Below are 20,899 nucleotides of genomic sequence, written 5' to 3'. Positions count from 1 at the left end.
GCCCCGCACGACGGGGCGGCCGGCGCTTTTCCGCGTCCCGGACCGACCCCGGACGATCGATCATCGCTCACATGAGGTCACCGATTCACAACTGAGAGAGATTTCTGGCACGCAGTGTCTTGTCACTTGGCACGGGGTGCCATACGTTGAAGGAAGTCCGGGCGGCCGGCGTGCAGAGATCTCCCGTACGCCGGCTGTCCCCGCAAACCGACTGGTTCGCGCGCCCGGACGCCTGCGTCACCAGGCACCCTTCGCGCCACCCGCGCTTCGACAGCTCCATCCGCCGACCCGACGGCACCTCCATCGCACGAACCCGCCGTATCCCCCTCCCGACCCCGGGGGATACCCCCACCCCGGAGGCATTCCGTGAAGGACATCCTGGACGCGATCCAGTCGCAGACGGCCACCAGCGCCGACTACGCCGCCCTCAAGCTCCCCGAGGCCTACCGCGCGGTCACCGTGCACAAGGACGAGGCGGAGATGTTCCACGGCGTCGACAGCCGGGACAAGGACCCCCGCAAGTCCCTGCACGTCGACGAGGTCCCCGTCCCCGAGCTCGGCCCGGGCGAGGCGCTCGTCGCCGTCATGGCCAGCTCGGTCAACTACAACTCGGTCTGGACCTCGATCTTCGAGCCGGTCTCCACCTTCGGCTTCCTGGAGCGCTACGGCCGCCTCAGCGACCTCACCAAGCGCCACGACCTGCCCTACCACGTCATCGGCTCGGACCTCGCGGGCGTCGTCCTGCGCACCGGCCCCGGCGTCAACGCCTGGCAGCCCGGTGACGAGGTCGTCGCGCACTGCCTCTCCGTCGAGCTGGAGTCGTCCGACGGCCACAACGACACGATGCTCGACCCCGAGCAGCGCATCTGGGGCTTCGAGACCAACTTCGGCGGCCTCGCGGAGATCGCCCTGGTCAAGTCCAACCAGCTGATGCCGAAGCCGAAGCACCTGAGCTGGGAGGAGGCCGCCGCCCCGGGCCTGGTGAACTCCACCGCCTACCGCCAACTTGTCTCCCGCAACGGCGCCGGCATGAAGCAGGGCGACAACGTCCTCATCTGGGGCGCGAGCGGCGGCCTCGGCTCGTACGCCACCCAGTTCGCGCTGGCCGGCGGCGCCAACCCGATATGCGTCGTCTCCAGCGAGCAGAAGGCGGACATCTGCCGCGCGATGGGCGCGGACGCGATCATCGACCGCAACGCCGAGGGCTACCGGTTCTGGAAGGACGAGTCCACCCAGGACCCCAAGGAGTGGAAGCGCTTCGGCAAGCGCATCCGCGAGCTGACCGGCGGCGAGGACATCGACATCGTCTTCGAGCACCCGGGCCGCGAGACCTTCGGCGCGAGCGTCTACGTCACCCGCAAGGGCGGCACCATCACCACCTGCGCCTCGACCTCGGGCTACATGCACGAGTACGACAACCGCTACCTGTGGATGTCGCTGAAGCGGATCATCGGCTCGCACTTCGCGAACTACCGCGAGGCGTGGGAGGCCAACCGCCTGATCGCCAAGGGCAAGATCCACCCGACGCTCTCCAAGGTCTACTCCCTGGAGGAGACCGGGCAGGCCGCCTTCGACGTCAAGGCCAACCTCCACCAGGGCAAGGTCGGCGTCCTCGCGCTGGCCCCCGAGGAGGGCCTGGGCGTGCGCGACGCGGAGCTGCGCGAGCAGCACATCGACGCCATCAACCGCTTCCGCAACGTCTAAGAGGTCCGCGATGACCGACCGCCAGAAGGACCGGCCGTGGCTGATGCGGACGTACGCCGGCCACTCGACCGCCGAGGCGTCCAACGCGCTCTACCGCCGGAACCTCGCCAAGGGCCAGACCGGCCTGTCCGTCGCCTTCGACCTGCCCACGCAGACGGGCTACGACCCCGACCACATCCTCGCCCGCGGCGAGGTCGGCCGGGTCGGCGTGCCGGTCTCGCACCTCGGCGACATGCGCCGGCTGTTCCAGGACATCCCCCTGGAGCAGATGAACACCTCGATGACGATCAACGCCACCGCCATGTGGCTGCTCGCGCTCTACCAGGTCGTCGCCGAGGAGCAGGGCGCGGACATCTCCCAGCTCCAGGGCACCACCCAGAACGACATCGTCAAGGAGTACCTCTCGCGCGGGACGCACGTCTTCCCGCCGGGCCCGTCGCTGCGGCTGACGACGGACATGATCACGTACACGGTCAACCACATCCCCAAGTGGAACCCGATCAACATCTGCAGCTACCACCTCCAGGAGGCGGGGGCGACCCCGGTCCAGGAGATCAGCTACGCGATGTCCACGGCGATCGCGGTCCTGGACGCGGTGTTCGCGTCCGGGCAGATCCCCGAGGAGCGCCGGGGCGACGTGGTCGCGCGCATCTCGTTCTTCGTCAACGCGGGCGTCCGCTTCGTCGAGGAGATGTGCAAGATGCGGGCGTTCGGCCGCCTGTGGGACCGGGTCACGCGCGAGCGGTACGGCATCACGGACCCCAAGCACCGCCGCTTCCGCTACGGCGTCCAGGTCAACTCCCTCGGCCTGACCGAGGCGCAGCCGGAGAACAACGTCCAGCGGATCGTTTTGGAGATGCTGGCCGTCACCCTCTCCAAGGACGCCCGCGCCCGGGCCGTCCAACTCCCCGCCTGGAACGAGGCGCTGGGCCTCCCCCGGCCCTGGGACCAGCAGTGGTCGCTGCGCATGCAGCAGGTCCTCGCCTACGAGAGCGACCTGCTGGAGTACGACGACCTGTTCGCCGGCAGCCACGTCGTCGAGGCGAAGGTCGACGCCCTGGTCGAGGAGGCCTGGGCGGAGATGGACAAGATCGCGCAGATGGGCGGCGCGATGGCGGCCGTCGAGTCCGGCTACCTCAAGTCCCAGCTGGTCTCCTCCCACGCCGAGCGGCGGGCGCGGATCGAGGCCGGCCAGGACAGGATCGTCGGGGTCAACATCTTCGAGACCACCGAGCCCAACCCGCTCACGGCCGACCTGGACACCGCCATCATGACGGTCGACCCGGCGACCGAGGCGCGGGTCGTGGCCGCGGTCGGCGATTGGCGGGCGACCCGTGAGGAGTCCAACGACCGCCAGGGGATGGGCGATCCGCTCACCTACCCGACGACCAAGCAGGCGCTCCAGGCCCTCAAGGAGGCCGCCGAGTCGGACGTGAACCTGATGGAGGCGACCCTGGAGTGCGTCCGCGCGGGCGTCACCACCGGCGAGTGGGCGGGCGCGCTGCGCGAGGTCTTCGGCGAGTTCCGTGCCCCCACCGGCGTCTCCTCCGCGCCCGTCGCGGTCGCCGCCGAGGAGGGCACCCCGCTCGCCGAGGTCCGCGCGAAGGTCGCGCGGACCGCCGACGAGCTGGGCTCGGGCCGACTGCGGCTCCTGGTCGGCAAGCCGGGCCTCGACGGGCACTCCAACGGGGCCGAGCAGATCGCGGTGCGCGCGCGGGACGCCGGCTTCGAGGTGGTCTACCAGGGCATCCGGCTCACACCCGAGCAGATCGTCAGCGCGGCCCTCGCCGAGGACGTGCACTGCGTCGGCCTGTCGATCCTCTCCGGCTCGCACGCCGAGCTGGTCCCCGACGTCCTGCACCGGATGCGGGACGCCGGCGCCGTCGAGGTGCCGGTGATCGTCGGCGGGATCATCCCCCACGCGGACGCCGCCGCGCTGAAGGCGGCGGGGGTCGCCGCCGTCTTCACCCCGAAGGACTTCGGGATCACCGAGATCATCGGCCGTATCGTCGACGAGATCCGCACCGCACACCGCCTCGTCCCCCTGGACGGCAGCACCATCACCACGGAGGTCCCCGCATGACTGTCAACCGGCTGCGTCCGCGCCGCTCCTGCCTGGCCGTGCCCGGCTCGAACCCGCGGTTCCTGGAGAAGGCCCAGGGCCTTCCCGCCGACCAGGTCTTCCTCGACCTGGAGGACGCCTGCGCCCCGCTGGCCAAGCCCGAGGCCCGGCACACCATCGTCAAGTTCCTCAACGAGGGCGACTGGACGGGCAAGACGCGGGTGGTCCGGGTCAACGACTGGACGACGGAGTGGACCTACCGCGACGTCGTGACCGTCGTCGAGGGCGCCGGGCAGAACCTCGACTGCATCATGCTGCCGAAGGTCCAGGACGCCCAGCAGATCGTCGCGCTCGACCTGCTGCTCACCCAGATCGAGAAGACGATGGGCTTCGAGGTCGGGAAGATCGGCATCGAGGCGCAGATCGAGAACGCGCGCGGCCTGAACAACGTCAACGAGATCGCGGCGGCCTCCCCCCGCACCGAGACGATCATCTTCGGCCCGGCCGACTTCATGGCGTCGATCAACATGAAGACCCTGGTCGTCGGCGAGCAGCCGCCCGGCTACGGCGCGGACGCCTACCACTACATCCTGATGAAGATCCTGATGGCCGCCCGCGCCCACGACCTCCAGGCGATCGACGGCCCCTACCTGCAGATCCGCAACGTCGACGGCTACCGCGAGGTCGCCGGCCGCGCCGCCGCGCTCGGCTTCGACGGCAAGTGGGTGCTGCACCCGGGCCAGGTCGAGGCGTCGAACGAGATCTTCTCGCCGTCCCAGGAGGACTTCGACCACGCCGAGCTCATCCTCGACGCGTACGACTACTACACCTCCGAGGCCGGCGGCAAGAAGGGCTCGGCGATGCTCGGCGACGAGATGATCGACGAGGCCAGCCGCAAGATGGCGCTGGTCGTCTCCGGCAAGGGGCGCGCGGCCGGCCTGCAGCGCACCTCCGAGTTCGAGATCCCTGGAGCCTGATCATGCAGTTCGGACGCACCTACGAGGAGTTCGAGGTCGGCGCGGTCTACAAGCACTGGCCCGGCAAGACGGTCACCGAGTACGACGACCACCTCTTCTGCCTCCTCACCATGAACCACCACCCGCTCCACATGGACGTCAACTACGCCGAGAAGACGACCGACTTCGGGAAGAACGTCGTCGTCGGCAACTACGTCTACTCGCTGCTGCTCGGGATGTCCGTCCCCGACGTCTCCGGCAAGGCGATCGCCAACCTCGAGGTGGAGTCGCTCAGGCACATCGCGCCCACCTTCCACGGCGACACCATCTACGGCGAGACGACCGTCCTCGACAAGACGCCGTCGAGGTCGAAGAACGACCGGGGCGTCGTGTACGTGGAGACCGTCGGCTACAAGCAGGACGGCACCGTCGTCTGCGTGTTCCGCCGCAAGGTGATGGTGCCGACCGAGACGTACATCAAGGAGCGCGGCGGGGAGCAGCCGGGACGGCCCGAGCCGCGGCCCGTCCCCAGCAGGTCCACGCCGCCCCAGCCGTCCACGCAGCCGCAGAAGTAACAGGACCGGGAGAACAACAGCCATGGCCCGTCTCGCCCAGACCGCCGGTCTGACCGACATCCAGCAGGAGATCCTCTCCACCGTCCGCAGTTTCGTGGGCAAGGAGATCATCCCGGTCGCCACCGAGCTGGAGCACCGCGACGAGTACCCGACGGAGATCGTCGAAGGGCTCAAGGAACTCGGCCTGTTCGGGCTGATGATCCCCGAGGAGTACGGCGGTCTGGGCGAGTCGCTCCTGACGTACGCGCTGTGCGTCGAGGAGATCGCGCGGGGCTGGATGTCGGTGTCCGGCATCATCAACACCCACTTCATCGTGGCCTACATGCTCAAGCAGCACGGCACCCAGGAGCAGAAGGACACCTTCCTGCCGCGGATGGCGCTCGGCGAGGTGCGTGGCGCGTTCTCGATGTCGGAGCCGGCGCTCGGCTCGGACGTGTCCGCCATCAGCTCGAAGGGGGTGAAGGACGGCGACGAGTACGTCCTCGACGGCCAGAAGATGTGGCTGACGAACGGTGGTTCGTCCACGCTTGTGGCGGTTCTGTGCCGGAGTGACGAGGGTCACCCCGAGGGCACCGCCCCGCACAGGTCGATGACCACGTTCCTGGTCGAGAAGGAGGCGGGGTTCGGCGAGGTCCGCCCGGGTCTGACCATCCCCGGCAAGATCGACAAAATGGGGTACAAGGGCGTCGACACCACCGAACTGATCATGGACGGGCTGCGAATTCCAGCCAACCGCGTGCTCGGCGGACAAACCGGACGTGGCTTCTACCACATGATGGACGGCGTCGAGGTCGGCCGGGTCAACGTCGCCGCACGTGGCTGCGGAGTCGCCCAGCGTGCGTTTGAGCTGGGAGTTTCCTACGCGCAGCAGCGCTCGACCTTCGGGAAGCCGATCGCGCAGCACCAGGCCATCCAGTTCAAGCTGGCCGAAATGGCCACCAAGGTCGAAGCGGCCCATGCGATGATGGTCAATGCAGCACGGAAGAAGGACTCCGGTCAGCGCAACGACCTGGAGGCAGGGATGGCGAAGTACCTCGCCTCCGAGTACTGCAAGGAAGTCGTCGAGGACGCCTTCCGCATCCACGGCGGCTACGGCTTCTCCAAGGAGTACGAGATCGAGCGCCTGTACCGCGAGGCGCCCATGCTGCTGATCGGTGAAGGTACCGCCGAGATCCAGAAAATGATCATCGGTCGGCGACTCCTGGAGGAGTACCGGTTGCAGGGCTGAATCCCCCGAGCCGGGGCAGAAGGCCCGTAGCGGGTGCTTTGCCGGAGAAGGAGATCGCACCCCGGTGCGATGCTTCGCCTCCCGACTGGGCCGCTGGCTTACCCAGTTGCGGCCCGCAACCGATACCATCCCCGGAAAGCCGCCGTCCCCGGATCGTGCGCGGCACTCAACCGCTACGAAGGTCACCCATGCCCCACAGCAACACCTCTGCACCCCGAGACAGCCTCGCCGGCGTACGCCTCGCGCGCGGAGCATCGCCGTGGCTCCTGCCGACCGTCGCGACCGCAGCCCTCAGCCTCGTCCGCTCCCGCCGTTCACGGCGGGCGGCGGCCGTGGCGGTGCCCACCACCGCGCTGGCGGCGGGCATGCTGTGGTTCTTCCGCGACCCCGAGCGCGAGATCGCGCAGGGCCGGGTCATCTCCCCGGCCGACGGCGTGGTGCAGAGCATCATGCCCTGGAAGGACGGGCGCACCCGCGTCGCGATCTTCATGAGCCCGTTGAACGTCCACGTCAACCGCGCGCCCCTCGCGGGCACGGTGACGTCCGTGGAGCACATCCCCGGCGGCTTCGTGCCGGCGTTCAACAAGGAGAGCGAGAACAACGAGCGCGTTGTCTGGCACTTCGACACCGAGCTCGGCGACATCGAGATGGTGCAGATCGCCGGCGCGGTCGCCCGTCGCATCGTCCCCTACGTGCCGCAGGGCGCGAAGGTGGAGCAGGGCGAGCGCATCGGTCTCATCCGGTTCGGCTCCCGTGTCGACATCTACCTGCCGGAGGGTGTCGAGACGGATCTGGAAGTGGGCCAGACCACGACAGCGGGGGTGACTCGCATTGACCGTGGCTGATCGGGAGACGCAGGCGGGCTGGGTGCCCGACATCGACGACGAGAACGACGGCGACGACATGCCGCTGTCGATGCGGCTGTCGATAGCGGACACCCTCACGCTCGGTAACGCCACGTGCGGTTTCATGGCGGTGTACTTCACCACCACGGGCATCCTCATCCCCCACCTCACCGGTGAGGGCGGGACGGCCATCGCGCGGCCCTCGGCCGCGACGGCCGTGATCCTGATGCTGCTCGCGGCGGTCTTCGACCTCTTCGACGGACTCGTGGCGCGCAAGCTCCGCAGCTCGCCGATGGGGGCCGAGCTGGACAACCTGTCCGATCTCATCAGCTTCGGGCTGGCGCCGGCGTACTTCGTCCTGGTGTACGGGATGGTGGCGCAGGACGCGCACGAGCGGGTCTCGGCGCTGGCGGCGATCGTGGTGCTGCTGGCGGTGGTGCTGCGGCTCGCGCGGTTCTCGTGCGTCACGGTCAAGGACGGGATGTTCCAGGGGATGCCGTCGCCGTTCGGGGCGCTGACGGTGGTCTCGATCGTGCTCCTGGAGCTGCCGTTCGTGCCGACGCTCCTCGCGATCATCGGGGTGGCGTGGCTGATGGTCTCGCGGGTCGAGTACCCGAAGCCCCGTGGGCCCCTCGCCGGGGCGGTCCTGGTGTGGATCGTCCTCAGCATGGGCCTGCTGGCCGCGTGGGCCTTCGACGCGCCCGGTGGCACGATGCTGCTGCAGACCGGTTGCGCGCTGCAGGTCGTGATGGGCGCGGTCATCCCGCTCTTCGCGACCGCGCGCCGCGTCAACAACTTCCGCGACAACCGTCGCGAGGCGCGGGCGGTCCGCTCGTAGCCGAACCCCGAAGGGGGCCCGGACCACCGCGGTCCGGGCCCCCTTCGCTGTGCGCCGCCGGCGCCGTCGGGTGGGCGCCCGCGTCACCCCGCCTTCGGCGTGAAGCCTTCCGCCGCCTCCGCGGCGAGCGGCTCGCGGACGACCTTGACGCCGCCGGTGACGGACTTGTCCGGCTGCATGATGACCGACTGCTTGCTGGAGGGCGCGTCGGGGTCGGAGAAGTCGTGGGTGATCCCGAAGTCGTTGTCGAAGGAGTTCAGGGACAGGAGCGCCTTGCCGAGGCCCTCGCGGGTGAGGTCCTTGTCCTCGCAGGCCTTGCGCAGGGACTGGGCGAAGACGTCCATGCCGGTCCACCCGGCGACGATGCCGTTGTCGAGCGCGTCGGAGGGGTAGGCCGCCTTGTAGTCGGCGACGAGCTTCTTCGCCGCGGGGGTGTCCGCGCCGATGGGGAGCCCGGGCGAGGCGACGTAGTAGTTCGCCTCCAGCGCCGGCGCGGCCTGGGTGGCGAGCAGCTGGGGCGCGAACGCGGAGTTGTTGCCGATGATCGGCACGTCGAACTTGCCCGCCGCGGCGACGCCGACGAGCGACGCGGCCTGCCGGGGCCCCGCGCTGAGGACGATCGCCTTGACGCCCGCCTTCTTCAGCGCCGCGACCTGCGCCGACATGTCGTTGTCGGTGGGCTTGATCTTCTGCTCGACGATCGTGAGCCCCTCCTGCTCGGCGACGTGCTTGCTGCCGACGAGCGCGTTCTCGCCGTAGTCGCCCTCGAAGTAGACGTGCCCGAGCTTGTCGCCCTTCTTCAGGCCCTTCTCCTTCATCAGGAAGTCGACCGCGTTGATCGTCTCGACGTCGTAGGTGGTGCCGACGACCCGGATGTAGGGGCTGCCGAGGAGGGACGCCGACCAGGCCTGCGGCATGACGAGGCCCTTGTCCTGGCCGTCGATGCGCTGCTTCGTCGCGGAGACGAAGGGCGAGCCGAGGAACTGCGGGAAGCCGAGGACCTTGGGCGACAGCTCGGCGTACGCGGCGAGCGCCTTCTGCGGGTCGTAGCCGTGGTCGCGGATGGTCAGCTTGAGCTGCCGCCCGCAGACGCCGCCGTCGGCGTTGACCTGCTTCGCGTAGAGCTGCTGGGCCTGGGTGACGCTCTTGCCGAGAGTGGCGTAGACGCCGGTCATGTCGGTGAGCAGGCCGAGCTCGATGGTCTTCGCGCTGACGCCGACGCCGGTCTTCACGCCGCCGGCCGACGGCTTGTCGTCGCCGTCGTCGTCCCTGGCCTTGGAGCTGCAGCCGGCCGTGGTGAGCGCGACCAGGACGGCGAGCGCCGCGGCCGTGTTCCGGCGGGTGTGCGTGGTGTTCATCGGTCCTCCCCTGAGGTGTTCCGCGTGGTACGCCGGGCGGCCAGCTGGACGAGGCCTCCGGGCAGGAAGAGCACCGCCGCGACGACGGCGGCGCCGTAGAGGTAGCGCGACGCCTCGCCCGGTGCGACGCCGCCCGTGCCGGGGGCGGACACCAGGGGCAGGACGTCGCTGTACCGGTTGAGGAGCTGCGGGAGCAGCGAGACGAAGACCCCGCCGACCACCGCCCCGGCCACCGAGCCCAGACCGCCGATGACGATCATGGCGAGGTACTCGAGGGACAGGATCATCCCGAAGTACTCGGGGACGGTCCGCTGGAAGACCAGCGCGAGGACGACGCCGGCGAGGCCCGCGTACATCGAGGACAGGACGAAGACCGCGGCCCGGTAGCGGGCGACGGGCACGCCCATCACGCCGGCGGCGATCCGGTGGTCGCGGATCGCGTTCATCGCCCGCCCGGGGCGGCCGCGCAGGATGCCGCGGGCGAAGAGCGCGCCGGCGGTGAGCAGGACGAGCGCCAGGTACCAGAGCTTCTCCGCCGACCCGAACGGGACGCCGAGGACGACGAGCGCGCTCTCGTCGAAGTCGAGGCCGAAGAGGCTGAGGACGGGCACGTCCCGGCCGTTGTAGCCGCCGGTCAGGTCGTGGGCGTTGAACAGCACGTGCTGGCCGATGAAGATCAGGGCGAGGGTCGCGATACCGAGGTAGGCCCCGCGCAGCCGGCCCGCGATGGGGCTGAAGACGCCGCCCGCGACCCCGGCGAGCGCGACCGCGAGCAGCGCGGCGAGCCAGCCGGGCAGTCCGAGGCCGGTGAGGCCGTCCTCGCCGCTCCCGGCGAACGCGCAGTAGCCGTAGGCGCCGACGGCGAGGAAGAAGGCGTGGCCCATGGAGAGCTGGCCGGTGGAGCCGGTCAGGAGGTTCAGGCCGATGGCGCCGAGGGCCGCGGCCATCGCGAAGAGGCCGGCCTGGAGCCAGAAGCGGTCGACGTAGAACGGCAGGGCGAGCAGCAGGATGCCGAGGGCGGTCCAGAGGTACGGGCGGGGGCCGCGGGGCAGCCGCGGGCGGGAGGCGGGGGCCTTCGCGGGCGCCTGCCGTTCGGTGAGGACGTCAGACACGGGCCAGCTCCTTCGTGCCGAAGAGACCGGCGGGCCGGATCAGCAGCACCACCACCATCACCAGGTAGGGGGCCAGGTCGCCGATCCCGCGGCCGAGGAAGCTCAGCTCGCTCTGGTACCCGGTGGCCAGGGACTCGGTGACGCCGACGAGCAGCCCGCCGACCAGCGCGCCGGTGGTGGAGTCGAGGCCGCCGAGGATCGCCGCGGGGAACGCCTTGAGCGCGGCCAGCGAGGTCGCCCGCTCCAGGCCGGGGGTGGGGAAGACGGTGAGGAAGAGGGCCGCGACCGCGGCGAGGCCGCCGGCCACCGCCCACGCGCTCAGCGAGACCCGGCCGAGGCGCACCCCCATCAGCGTCGCCGTCTCGGCGTTCTCGGCGGCGGCGCGCATGGCGACGCCCCAGGAGGTGTACCGGAAGACCAGCAGGAACGCGGTGATCAGCAGACCGGCGCAGACCAGCGCCGCGATCCGGGTCTGGGCGATCGTGATCGGCCCGAGCGAGACGACCGCGCTCCCCCAGGGGTCGCCGAGCGGCAGCACGTCGGTGCCGATCCGCCGGGTGATCTCGGTGATGAGCAGGATGTCGACGCCGATCGTGACGATGGCCAGCACGCTGTGGTTCTGCCCCCGGTAGCGGCGCATGACCAGGAACTCGACGGCCGCCCCGACGGCGGCGGCCGAGGCGGTGCCGACCACGAGCGCGGGCCAGAAGCCGATGTCGTCGTGGAGGACGGCGGTGACGTACCCGCCGGCGAGCAGCAGGGAGGCGTGGGCGAAGTTGACGACCTCGGTGGCCTTGAAGATGACCACGAAGCCGAGGGCGATCAGGGCGTAGACGGAGCCGATGGAGACCCCGTTGAGGAGCAGCTCGACGAAGGTGGTCACCGGGCCGCCCCCAGGTACGCGCGGACGACGTCGGGATCGTTCTGGACGGTGGCCGGCGGCCCGTCCGCGATCCGGCGGCCGAAGTCGAGCACGGTCACCGCGTCCGCGAGCCGCATCACCACCCCCATGTCGTGTTCCACCAGGACGATCGAGATGCCGAGGCTGTCGCGCACGCCCGCGATGACGGCGGCGGTGCGGGTGCGTTCCTCGGCGTTCATGCCGGCGACGGGTTCGTCGAGCAGCAGGACGTCGGGCTCCATGGCGAGCGCCCGGCCCAGCTCGACGAGCTTCTGCTTGCCGTACGGAAGCCCACCGGCGAGGTCGTCCAGGTGCGGGCCGAGACCGGTGAACTCGGCTATCTCCCTCACCCGTTCGCGGTGCAGGGCGCTCTCGCGGATCGCGGAGGGCAGCCGGAGCCCGGTGGCGACGAAGCCGGCGCGGGTGAGCCGGTGGCGGCCGAGCATGAGGCTCTCGGCGACGGTCGCGAACGGCGGCAGCGCGATGTTCTGGAAGGTGCGGGCGACGCCGAGCGCGGCGATCCGGTGGGCGGGGAGGCCGGTCAGCTCGGTGTCGCCGAGGCGGACGCTGCCGGAGGTGGCCCGGTAGACGCCGGAGAGCACGTTGAGGCAGGTCGACTTGCCGGCGCCGTTCGGGCCGATCACCGCGTGCAGGCTGCCGGGTGCGACGGTGAAGGAGACGGCGTCGAGGGCGGTGAGGCCGGCGAAGCGGACGGTGACGTCGGAGACGGTGAGCGGGTGCGTGAGGGTCTGCGGGGCGGCCGGTGCGGTCACGGGGCCCACCTCCCGAGGGTGCGGGCCGCCTCCTGGGCGCGGCCGGCGTCGGCGGCGGCCGTCTCGTCGACGACGCCGAGGTAGCGGCGGCGGACCTCGTCGGACGCGGCGAGCTCGTCGGCGGGGCCGGAGAGGGTGACCTCGCCGACCTCCATGACGTAGGCCCGGGAGGCGAGTTCGAGGGCGAGGGCGGCGTTCTGCTCGACGAGGAGGACGGAGGTGCCCTGCGCGTTGATCTCGCGGACGGTGTCGGCGATCCGCGCCGCCATCAGCGGGGCGAGGCCGAGGGAGGGCTCGTCCAGGAGCAGCAGCCGGGGGCCTGCCATCAGGGCGCGGCCCATCGCGAGCATCTGCTGCTCGCCGCCGGAGAGCAGCCCGGCCCGCTGGCGGGCGCGGTCGGCGAGGACGGGGAACAGCTCGTGGACGCGGGCCAGCGCGCGGGCCGCGTCGGCCCGCTTGGCGAGGAGGGCGCCGGCGCGCAGGTTGTCCGCGACCGTCATCCGGGCGAAGACCTGGCGACCCTCGGGTACCTGGACGACCCCGGCGGCGACCGTCCGCGAGGGGCTGAGGCCGTCGGTCGGGCGGCCGTCGAACGTGATCGTGCCGGTCGCCGTGCCGCGGTGGAAGCCCAGGGTGCGGGAGACGGCCCGCAGCAGGGTCGTCTTGCCGGCGCCGTTCCCGCCGAGCACGGCGACGACGGCGCCCGCCGGGACGCTCAGCGACACCTCCCGCAGGGCCCGGACCGGTCCGTATCCGACCGAGAGACCGCTCACCTCGAGCCAGCCCATGCACATTCCCCTTCCGCAGTCCGCGCGGCCCGTCGGTGCGGGGCCGCGGGCTCATCTCCGCATCGGTGCGGTGATGCGTCCAGGGGGTGGCGCGGATGTGCGGCGTCCGACCAGCGGTCGGCCGCGACGGTTGTGCGCGTGCACAACGCGGCCGCGGTGGGGTGGCGCGGCGGGGACGGTCGGTGCGAGGGTCACCGGCCGTGAGCGATCCGGGGTCGACGGGTGCGGGGGCGGCGCGCGGCGACGTGCTGGCGGCGCTCGTCGCGGGGCGCCCGGAGGCGGCCTCGCGGCTGGTCGCGGAGGTGCTCGGGCCGCTGCGGGCCCTGCCTGAGGCGGAGTGTGCGCTCCTGCTGGCCACGCTCGACGCGTGGCTGTCGGCGGACGGGTCCGCGGCGGGGGCGGCGGCGCGGCTCGGCTGTCACCGCAACACGGTGGCGAACCGGTTGCGCCGGCTGGAGCGGGCGACGGCACGGTCCGTCACCCGCCCCCGTGACCTGGCGGAACTCACCCTGGCCCTGGCGGCCCTCCGCCTCCCGCCCGCCTGACGCGTCTAGTGCAGGAAGTCGCGTGCGATGTTCTCCGCGAGGCGTTCGAGGAGCGGGCCCGCGTCGGCGATGCACTTCTGGACGTCGGGCTCGATGTCCGTGAGCGCGTAGGCGCGGCGGATGCCGGCCTTGCCGAGGGCCTCCGCGGGAAGGGCGAGGCGGCCGCAGACGGCGATGACGTCGATGCCGCGCGCACGGGCCGCCGCGGCGACCCCCGCCGGTGCCTTGCCGTGCAGGGTCTGCTCGTCGAGGGACCCCTCGCCGGTGATGACGAGCGTCGCCCCTTCGAGCGCCTTCTCGAAGCCGAGGACGTCGAGCATGACCTCGATACCGGGCCGGAAGCGCGCGCCGAGACCGACGAGCGCGCCGTAGCCGATGCCGCCGGCCGCGCCCGCCCCGGGCGCGTCCGCGGTGGCCGGGTCGAGGAGGCTCGCGTAGTGGGCGAGCGCGGCGTCGAGCTCGGTGACCTGCTCGGGGGTGGCGCCCTTCTGCGGCCCGTAGACGGCGGGCGCGCCCTTGGGGCCGGTGAGGGGGTTGTCGACGTCGCTGGCGAGGACGATGTCGATGTCGGCGAGGCGGGGGTCGAGCCCGCCGAGGTCGGCGGAGGCGAGGCCGCGGAGAGGGCCCCCGCCGGGGGCGACGGGCTCCCCGTCGGCGTCCGTGAAGCGTGCGCCGAGCGCGGCGAGCATGCCCGCGCCGCCGTCGTTCGTCGCGCTGCCGCCGACGCCGAAGACGATGGTGCGCGCGCCCGCGTCGACGGCGGCGCGCAGGAGTTCGCCGGTGCCGTAGGTGGTCGCGGTGAGGGGGGCGAAGACCCCCTCGGGCAGGTGCTGGAGGCCGGACGCCTCCGCCATCTCGACCACCGCGGTGTCGTCGCGCAGCGCGAACGCGGCGGTGACCGTCTCGCCGAGCGGGCCCGTCACCCGTGCCTCGCGGCGCTCGAAGCCGGCCGCGAGCGCGGCGGCGACGGTGCCGTCCCCGCCGTCGGCGACCGGGACCGCGGCGACCTCGTACTCCGGTGCGAGGCGGCGCAGCCCCGCCGTGACCCGCTCCGCGACCTCCACGGCCGTCAGCGAGCCCTTGAACTTGTCCGCGGCGATCAGCACGCGTCCCTGTGCCACCATGCTCCCCTTGCGTCGTACCGACAGTCGCGCCGTCGTCGACCCTAACCCGCCGGCCTGCGCCTGCCCAGCGCCGCCCGCCCGGCGGAGTCCCTAGGCTGGCGCCCATGACCTCGGACTACGCCGCCTACATCGCCGGCCTCCCCCGTATCCTCGCCGCGGCCGCCGCACTCTTCCGGGACGTGCACGGCCGGGTCCTGCTCGTCGAGCCGAACTACCGCGAGAGCTGGGGACTGCCCGGGGGCACCGTCGAGTCGGACGCCGGCGAGACGCCCCGCGAGGGCGCGCGCCGTGAGACGGCGGAGGAGATCGGCCTCGACGTCGCGCTGGGTCCGCTGCTCGCCGTCGACTGGATGCGGGGTCCCGACCGGCCGCCGATCGCGGCGTACCTGTACGACGGCGGTGTGCTGTCCGACGAGCGGCTGGCGGAGATCCGGCTCCAGGAGGCGGAGCTGCTCTCCTGGCGGCTGGTCGAACCCGAGGAACTCGACGCCTACGTCTGGCCCGCCCTGGCCGGCCGCGTCCGCGCCGCCCTCGACGTGCTGTCCCGCGGACCGGGCGCGGGCGCGGTCGAGCTGGAGGACGGCATCCGCATCCCCTCCTGACCCACCCCCACTCGAATCCGGACGAAGCCCGACCCTCCAGGACCGCGGGGAACTGCGCGACCGGCCACGACGCACCCGCGTCACGGCTTGCGGGCGACACCCCCGTACTGGTCGACCGCGATCGGCAGATCGGAGTCGTGGCCCAGCTCGGGGCGCCACTCGGTGACGCGGACGACGCCGGGTTCGAGGAGTTCGAGCCCGTCGAAGTACGCGGTGATCTCCTCGACGCTGCGCACGTAGTACGGCGTCGCACCGCTGCTGTTGTACGCGTCGGACGCGGCGATCATGCCGGGGCTGGTCGCCGACCCGTCGGAGGAGACGAAGTAGCTCCCGGAGGGCAGCCCGGCGAGCAGCCGGCCGACGAGGGCGCGGGCCTCGGCGTGGTCGGCGACGTGGCCGAGGATGCCCATGACGATGAGCCCGACCGGCTTGGTGAGGTCGAGCGTGGCGGCGGCCCGTTCGAGGATGTCCTCGGGGTCGTAGAGGTTCGCGTCGAGGTACGCCGTCGCCCCTTCCGGCGTGCTGGTGAGCAGCGCGCGGGCGTGGGCGAGGACGAGCGGGTCGTTGTCGACGTAGACGATGCGGGAGTCGGGGGCGACCCGCTGGGCGACGTCGTGGGTGTTGTTCGCGGTGGGCAGCCCGGTGCCGACGTCGAGGAACTGCCGGATGCCGCACTCGGTGGCCAGGTAGGGGACCGCGCGGCCGAGGAAGAGCCGGCTGGTGCGGGCGCAGTCGACGAGGCCGGGGAAGAACTGCTTGATCTCGTCGCCGATCGCGCGGTCGGCCTCGTAGTTGTCCTTGCCGCCGACGAAGTAGTTCCAGAAGCGCGCCGAGTGCGGCGTGCTGGTGTCGATGCGGTCCCGGATGCGCTCGGCGGACTCGAGGGTGGGGTCGGGGTGGGTCATAGGGAGCGCGCCTCCTGGGCCGGCGTCGGGGCGGCGGGGCCGGGTGCGTGGCGCCCGCCTGTGTGATCATCCGCCAATCTAGCCGCAGGAAAAGGTCGTTGACATCGGAACGGTTCAGAACAACGCCCCCGCGGGGACGTCGACCTCCCCGCGCTCGAAGGCGAGCAGCCGCCGCTTGCGGTCGATGCCGCCGCCGTAGCCGGTGAGCGAGCCGGTGGAGCCGATCACCCGGTGGCAGGGGACGATGATGCCGATCGGGTTCTTGCCGTTGGCGAGCCCGACGGCGCGCGACGCGCCGGGTTTGCCCAGTTCGAGGGCGAGTTGGCCGTAGGAGCGGGTCTCGCCGTACGGGATGCGCAGCAGCTGCTCCCAGACCGCGCGCTGGAACGCGGTTCCGTGCAGGGCGAGTTGCAGGTCGAAGGTGGTGCGCTCACCGGCGAAGTACGCCTGGAGCTGGCGGCGCGTCCCGGCGAACGGTTCGGCGTCGGGGTCGGGTTCGGGGTGGCCGAAGGTCTCCTGGGCGGGGCGGTGGCGCTGGTCGACCATGTACAGGCCGCTGAGGACGCCGTCGGTGGCGACGAGGGTGAGCGGGCCGTAGGGGCTGTCGACGACGGTGTGCTGCCGCAGGGCGGTGGGGGCGGACATCGGGATGCTCCTCGAAGGGCGTTACGCGGGCAGGGAGTTGACGGGGTGGTCGCCGGTCGCCCACAGGTGCTGGGTGGCGTAGGCGCGCCAGGGCCGCCAGGCGGCCGCTCGGGCGGTGAGGGCGGCGGGGGTCCGGGGCAGGCCGAGCGCGGCGGCGGCGTGCCGGATGCCGAGGTCGGTGGGGAGGAAGGCGTCGGGGTCGCCGAGGGCGCGCATGGCGATGGTCTCGACCGTCCACGGGCCGAAGCCGGGCAGCGCCGTGAGCTGCTGCCGGGCCGTCTCCCAATCGCTCTCGGGACCGAGCCGCAGCTCGCCGGCGGCGAGCGTCCCGACCAGGTTCACCAGGGTGGCGCGGCGGCTGCGGGGCAGGGCGAGCGCCTCGGGGTCGAGCGCGGCGAGCGCCTCGGGCGTCGGGAACAGGTGGGTGAGACCGCCGCCGGGGTCCTCGACGGGCTCTCCGTGGGCGACGACGAGCCGCGCGGCGTGCGTACGCGCCGCCGCCGTCGACACCTGCTGGCCGAGGACGGCCCGTACGGCGAACTCCGCCGCGTCCGCCGTGCGCGGCACCCGGCGGCCGGGCGCCCTGTCGACGAGCGGGGCGAGCAGCGGGTCGGCGCGCAGCCGCTCGTCGACGGCGACGGGGTCGGCGTCGAGGTCGAGCAGCCACCGGCAGCGGCTGATGGCGAGGGTGAGGTCGCGCAGGTCGGTGAGGGCGAGGCGGCAGGCGATGTGGTCGGGGCGCGGGGCGAGCGTCGCGGTGCCGTGGCCGTAGGGGAGGGCGAGCGTGCGGCGGTAGGCGCCGTCGCGCCACTCCTCGACGCCGGGGACGCCGGTCGCGGCGAGGTGGCCGAAGAGGTTGTCGGGGTGGAGCGGGGCACGGAACGGCAGCCGCAGGTCGATCGTGCCGGGCGCGGTCGGGGTGCCGGCGCCGCGTCCGCGGGCGCGCAGCTGCGTCGGGGACAGCGCGAAGACCTCGCGCACGGTGTCGTTGAAGGCGCGCACGGAGGCGAACCCGGCGGCGAAGGCGACGTCCGCCATCGGCAGGGCGGTGGTCTCGATGAGCAGCCGGGCGGTCTGCGCCCGCTGCGCGCGGGCCAGCGCGAGCGGGCCCGCGCCCAGTTCGGCGTTGAGCTGGCGCTCGATCTGCCGGGTGGAGTAGCCGAGCCGGGCCGCGAGGCCGGGGACGCCCTCGCGGTCCACCACCCCGTCGCCGATCAGCCGCATCGCGCGGGCGACGGTGTCGGCGCGCGCGTTCCACTCCGGGGAGCCGGGGCTGCTGTCGGGGCGGCAGCGCTTGCAGGCCCGGAAGCCGGCCTGCTGGCACGCCGCGGCGCTCGGGTAGAACGTCATGTTCTGCGGTTTGGGCGGCACGACCGGGCAGCTGGGCCGGCAGTAGATGCCGGTGGTGAGGACGGCGGTGAAGAACCAGCCGTCGAACCGCGAGTCCTTCGCCTGGACGGCCCGCACGCAGTGCGCCGTGTTCGTGTGCATGGGTCAAGGTTCCCGTATGCGCTCCGCCGGGGCTGGCGGAAATCCGACATCAGCCTCGCGCGTCCAGCGCCTCCTGGAACGCCGTGTACGCGTCGACGTCGAAGAGGACGAACCGGATCTCGTCGAACGCCTCCGCCGTCGCCGCCTCCGCCACCGTCCTGATCGCGATCCGCGCCCCGTCGTCCATCGGCCAGCCGTAGATCCCGGTGGACACCGCCGGGAACGCGACGGTCCGCGCGCCGATCTCCCGCGCGACCCCGAGCGCGGTCCGGTAGCAGGACGCGAGCAGCCCGCTGCGGTCCTCGCGCGGCGAGTACACCGGCCCGACGGTGTGGATGACGTGCCGCGCGGGCAGCTCCCCCGCCGTCGTCGCCACCGACTGCCCGGTCGCCAGCCCCTTGCCGTAGTGGGACGCCCGCAGATCCCGGCACGCGGCGAGGATCGCCGGGCCGCCGCGCCGGTGGATCGCACCGTCCACGCCCCCGCCGCCCAGCAGCGAGGAGTTCGCGGCGTTGACGACCGCGTCGACGTCCTGCTCGGTGATGTCACCGCGGACGAGGGTCAGGGACGGCTGCGATCTGCTCATCCGCCCATCATGCCCCGTCCGTCCACCTGTGCGACGATTTCCCGCCTTCCCGGCCGAAAAGGGGACGGTGGGGTGTAGGAGGGCGGGGGCGCGATGGCATCCGGCGTCCCGCCCGGGGGCATCGTACGGTCACACGGCATGGTGCCGGTGGCGCGAGCCACCGAAACGGGCTCGGCGACCACGCGGATCCGAGGGCCGTCACCGCGCGGCCACGGAAGTGCGTCCCACGCACACCGCGGGACACCGCCACGGGCTGCCCTCGCCACCGCCTCGTCCCGCCGCGGGCTCGGGGCGCACCGAGGCCGGGGGCACGGCTCCGCCGGGACCCCGCGCGGCGGCGCTTTCGGCGCCACGCGCCTCGCTACGGCCGTGCGCGGAGGTGGCGCCAGACCTCCTTCGCCGCGTTGTGGCCGGACATGCCGTGAACGCCGGGGCCGGGAGGGGTGGCGGAGGAGCAGAGGAAGACGGCGGGGTGGGGGGTGGTGTACGGGGAGCGGGTGAGGCGGGGGCGCAGGAGGAGCTGGAGGCCGGCCGCGGCGCCGCAGGCGATGTCGCCGCCGACGTAGTTCGCGTTGCGCGCGGCGAGCTCCGGCGGGCCCGCGGTGGCGCGGGCGAGGACGAGGTCGCGGAAGCCAGGCGCGAACCGCTCCAGTTGGCGCTCGACCGCGTCGGTGAGGTCGCCGGTCCAGCCGTGCGGGACGTGCCCGTACGCCCAGAAGACGTGCTTGCCCGCCGGCGCGCGGCCCGGGTCGACGAGGCTCGGCTGGGCGGTGATGAGGAACGGCACGTCCGGCGCGCGGTCGTACCGGGAGACCGCGTCGAGCGCCGCGGCGATCTCCCGGCTGCTGCTCCCGACCTGCACGGTCCCCGCCGTACGGGCCTCCTTCGCCGTCCACGGCACCGGCCCGTCCAGCGCGTAGTCGATCTTGAACGCGGCGGCCCCGTAGCGGTACCCGGCGTAGAACCCGCCGAGGCCGGCGATCCGGGCGACGGCGCTCGGCGAGGTGTCGAAGACGTACGCCCGCGCCGGCGGCAGGTCGTCCAGCCGCTTGACCTCGTAGCCGGTGTGGACCGTGCCGCCGTGCTCCCGCAGCAGCCCGGCGAGCGCGTCGGCGATCGCCTGCGAGCCGCCGCGCGGCATCGGCCACCCGCCCGCGTGCGCGGCGAGCGCGAAGACGAGGCCGACGCCCGACGTGCCGACACCGCCGAGCGGCGCGATCACGTGCGCGACGAGCCCGGCGAACAGCGCCCGGGCCCGGTCGTCCCGGAAGCGCCGCATCAGCCACGTGGCCGGCGGCAGCGCGAGCCGGCCGAAGCGGGCGAGCGTGACCGGGTCGCGGGGCAGCGCCGTCGACGGCAGCGCCATGAAGTCTCCGACCAGCTCGTCCCACCGGTCCTGGAACGGCGCCACCAGGCGCCGGTAGGTCGCGGCGTCCCGCGGCCCGAGAGACGCGGCCGTCTCCGCGACGGACCGGGCGAGCACCGCGGCCGTCCCGTCCGGGAACGGGTGCGCCATCGGCAGCTCCGGGTGCAGCCACTCCAGGCCGTGCCGCTCCAGCGGCATCGCCTTGAACGCCGGCGACCCCGCGCCCAGCGGGTGCACGGCCGAGCAGGGGTCGTGCCGGAAGCCCGGCAGCGTCAGCTCCTCGGTCCGCGCGCCCCCGCCGATCGTGTCCCGCGCCTCGAACACGGCGACGGAGTGGCCCCGGCGGGCCAGTTCGACGGCGGCGGTCAGACCGTTGGGGCCCGCGCCCACGACGACGGCGTCGAGCATCGGTGACACGTCGGCAACTCCCCTGCTCGGCGGCGGCTCCTCCGGACGGCTCCCGGCCCGCACGGGCCGAACTCCCGGTCCCGGCCA

At 72.5% G+C, this 20,899-nt stretch carries 20 protein-coding genes; 9 read left to right on the top strand and 11 right to left on the bottom strand.

All coding sequences use genetic code 11. The features are described from left to right. The first annotated feature begins 366 nt into the window (after window positions 1-366). From ccrA to pssA, 7 genes are all read left to right on the top strand, one after another. Window positions 367-1,704 carry a crotonyl-CoA carboxylase/reductase gene (gene ccrA / locus ACFWEG_RS04960; RefSeq protein WP_387209263.1) on the top strand — a complete coding sequence of 446 codons (1,338 nt, stop codon included), beginning with the start codon at window positions 367-369 and terminating at the stop codon, window positions 1,702-1,704. A gap of 10 nt (window positions 1,705-1,714) precedes the next feature. Continuing rightward, the gene (locus ACFWEG_RS04955) at window positions 1,715-3,787 is read left to right on the top strand and encodes a protein meaA (protein ID WP_387209260.1); all 2,073 of its coding nucleotides are present in this window, start codon (window positions 1,715-1,717) and stop codon (window positions 3,785-3,787) included. Continuing rightward, window positions 3,784-4,743 (top strand): HpcH/HpaI aldolase/citrate lyase family protein, encoded by a 960-nt coding sequence (locus ACFWEG_RS04950; protein WP_387209258.1) that lies wholly within the window; start codon window positions 3,784-3,786, stop codon window positions 4,741-4,743. The genes ACFWEG_RS04955 and ACFWEG_RS04950 overlap by 4 nt, the downstream gene beginning before the upstream one ends. A gap of 2 nt (window positions 4,744-4,745) precedes the next feature. Next, window positions 4,746-5,297, top strand: a complete 552-nt coding sequence (locus ACFWEG_RS04945; RefSeq protein WP_387209256.1) for a MaoC family dehydratase — start codon at window positions 4,746-4,748, stop codon at window positions 5,295-5,297. 22 nt (window positions 5,298-5,319) lie between these two features. Beyond that, a complete protein-coding gene (locus ACFWEG_RS04940; protein WP_387209254.1) occupies window positions 5,320-6,525 on the top strand; it encodes an acyl-CoA dehydrogenase family protein in 1,206 nt (401 codons plus the stop codon). A 188-nt stretch (window positions 6,526-6,713) separates the two neighbouring features. Then, window positions 6,714-7,370 carry a phosphatidylserine decarboxylase gene (locus tag ACFWEG_RS04935; RefSeq protein WP_387209252.1) on the top strand — a complete coding sequence of 219 codons (657 nt, stop codon included), beginning with the start codon at window positions 6,714-6,716 and terminating at the stop codon, window positions 7,368-7,370. Continuing rightward, window positions 7,357-8,208, top strand: coding sequence for a CDP-diacylglycerol--serine O-phosphatidyltransferase (gene pssA / locus ACFWEG_RS04930; protein ID WP_387209250.1), 852 nt, complete (start codon window positions 7,357-7,359; stop codon window positions 8,206-8,208). The genes ACFWEG_RS04935 and pssA overlap by 14 nt, the downstream gene beginning before the upstream one ends. Window positions 8,209-8,291: 83 nt before the next feature. On the opposite strand, the gene ACFWEG_RS04925 is transcribed toward pssA, so the two are convergent. The 5 genes from ACFWEG_RS04925 to ACFWEG_RS04905 are packed head-to-tail and all read right to left on the bottom strand — an operon-like array spanning window position 8,292 to window position 13,140. Continuing rightward, entirely contained in the window at window positions 8,292-9,566 is a 1,275-nt protein-coding gene (locus tag ACFWEG_RS04925) for an ABC transporter substrate-binding protein (protein WP_387209248.1), read from the bottom strand. Continuing rightward, window positions 9,563-10,678, bottom strand: coding sequence for a branched-chain amino acid ABC transporter permease (locus ACFWEG_RS04920; protein ID WP_387209246.1), 1,116 nt, complete (start codon window positions 10,676-10,678; stop codon window positions 9,563-9,565). Before ACFWEG_RS04920 ends, ACFWEG_RS04925 begins: the two co-directional genes overlap by 4 nt. Continuing rightward, entirely contained in the window at window positions 10,671-11,561 is an 891-nt protein-coding gene (locus ACFWEG_RS04915; RefSeq protein WP_387209244.1) for a branched-chain amino acid ABC transporter permease, read from the bottom strand. Before ACFWEG_RS04915 ends, ACFWEG_RS04920 begins: the two co-directional genes overlap by 8 nt. Further along, complete coding sequence (locus tag ACFWEG_RS04910) at window positions 11,558-12,352, bottom strand: ABC transporter ATP-binding protein (RefSeq protein WP_387209242.1); 795 nt, start codon at window positions 12,350-12,352, stop codon at window positions 11,558-11,560. The genes ACFWEG_RS04915 and ACFWEG_RS04910 overlap by 4 nt, the downstream gene beginning before the upstream one ends. Further along, window positions 12,349-13,140, bottom strand: a complete 792-nt coding sequence (locus ACFWEG_RS04905; protein WP_387209239.1) for an ABC transporter ATP-binding protein — start codon at window positions 13,138-13,140, stop codon at window positions 12,349-12,351. Before ACFWEG_RS04905 ends, ACFWEG_RS04910 begins: the two co-directional genes overlap by 4 nt. Before the next feature lie 200 nt (window positions 13,141-13,340). On the opposite strand from ACFWEG_RS04905, the gene ACFWEG_RS04900 reads away from it, so the two are divergent. Then, entirely contained in the window at window positions 13,341-13,685 is a 345-nt protein-coding gene (locus ACFWEG_RS04900) for a helix-turn-helix domain-containing protein (protein ID WP_387209237.1), read from the top strand. Between the two features lie 5 nt (window positions 13,686-13,690). On the opposite strand, the gene ACFWEG_RS04895 is transcribed toward ACFWEG_RS04900, so the two are convergent. Further along, window positions 13,691-14,809: a glycerate kinase gene (locus ACFWEG_RS04895; protein WP_387209235.1), complete on the bottom strand. Its 1,119-nt coding sequence runs from the start codon at window positions 14,807-14,809 to the stop codon at window positions 13,691-13,693. Between the two features lie 104 nt (window positions 14,810-14,913). Here ACFWEG_RS04895 and ACFWEG_RS04890 point away from each other — a divergent pair, with 104 nt between their 5' ends. Beyond that, entirely contained in the window at window positions 14,914-15,411 is a 498-nt protein-coding gene (locus ACFWEG_RS04890) for an NUDIX domain-containing protein (protein WP_387209233.1), read from the top strand. Window positions 15,412-15,491: 80 nt separating this feature from the next. Here the strand turns inward: ACFWEG_RS04890 and ACFWEG_RS04885 are convergent, their stop codons facing one another. From ACFWEG_RS04885 to ACFWEG_RS04865, 5 genes are all read right to left on the bottom strand, one after another. Continuing rightward, window positions 15,492-16,316 carry an SAM-dependent methyltransferase gene (locus ACFWEG_RS04885; protein WP_387209231.1) on the bottom strand — a complete coding sequence of 275 codons (825 nt, stop codon included), beginning with the start codon at window positions 16,314-16,316 and terminating at the stop codon, window positions 15,492-15,494. A 114-nt stretch (window positions 16,317-16,430) separates the two neighbouring features. After that, window positions 16,431-16,961 carry a methylated-DNA--[protein]-cysteine S-methyltransferase gene (locus ACFWEG_RS04880; RefSeq protein ID WP_387209229.1) on the bottom strand — a complete coding sequence of 177 codons (531 nt, stop codon included), beginning with the start codon at window positions 16,959-16,961 and terminating at the stop codon, window positions 16,431-16,433. A 21-nt stretch (window positions 16,962-16,982) separates the two neighbouring features. Continuing rightward, window positions 16,983-18,452: an AlkA N-terminal domain-containing protein gene (locus ACFWEG_RS04875; protein WP_387209227.1), complete on the bottom strand. Its 1,470-nt coding sequence runs from the start codon at window positions 18,450-18,452 to the stop codon at window positions 16,983-16,985. Window positions 18,453-18,501: 49 nt separating this feature from the next. Continuing rightward, the gene (locus ACFWEG_RS04870; RefSeq protein ID WP_387209225.1) at window positions 18,502-19,038 is read right to left on the bottom strand and encodes an O-acetyl-ADP-ribose deacetylase; all 537 of its coding nucleotides are present in this window, start codon (window positions 19,036-19,038) and stop codon (window positions 18,502-18,504) included. 361 nt (window positions 19,039-19,399) lie between these two features. Next, complete coding sequence (locus ACFWEG_RS04865) at window positions 19,400-20,812, bottom strand: phytoene desaturase family protein (RefSeq protein ID WP_387209280.1); 1,413 nt, start codon at window positions 20,810-20,812, stop codon at window positions 19,400-19,402. Window positions 20,813-20,899: the final 87 nt, after the last annotated feature.

The sequence above is a fragment of the Streptomyces sp. NPDC060194 genome, assembly GCF_042728285.1.
Taxonomy (GTDB): domain Bacteria; phylum Actinomycetota; class Actinomycetes; order Streptomycetales; family Streptomycetaceae; genus Streptomyces.
The sequence above is the reverse complement of the archived record's forward strand: the minus strand, read 5'-3'. Positions and strand labels throughout refer to the sequence as shown.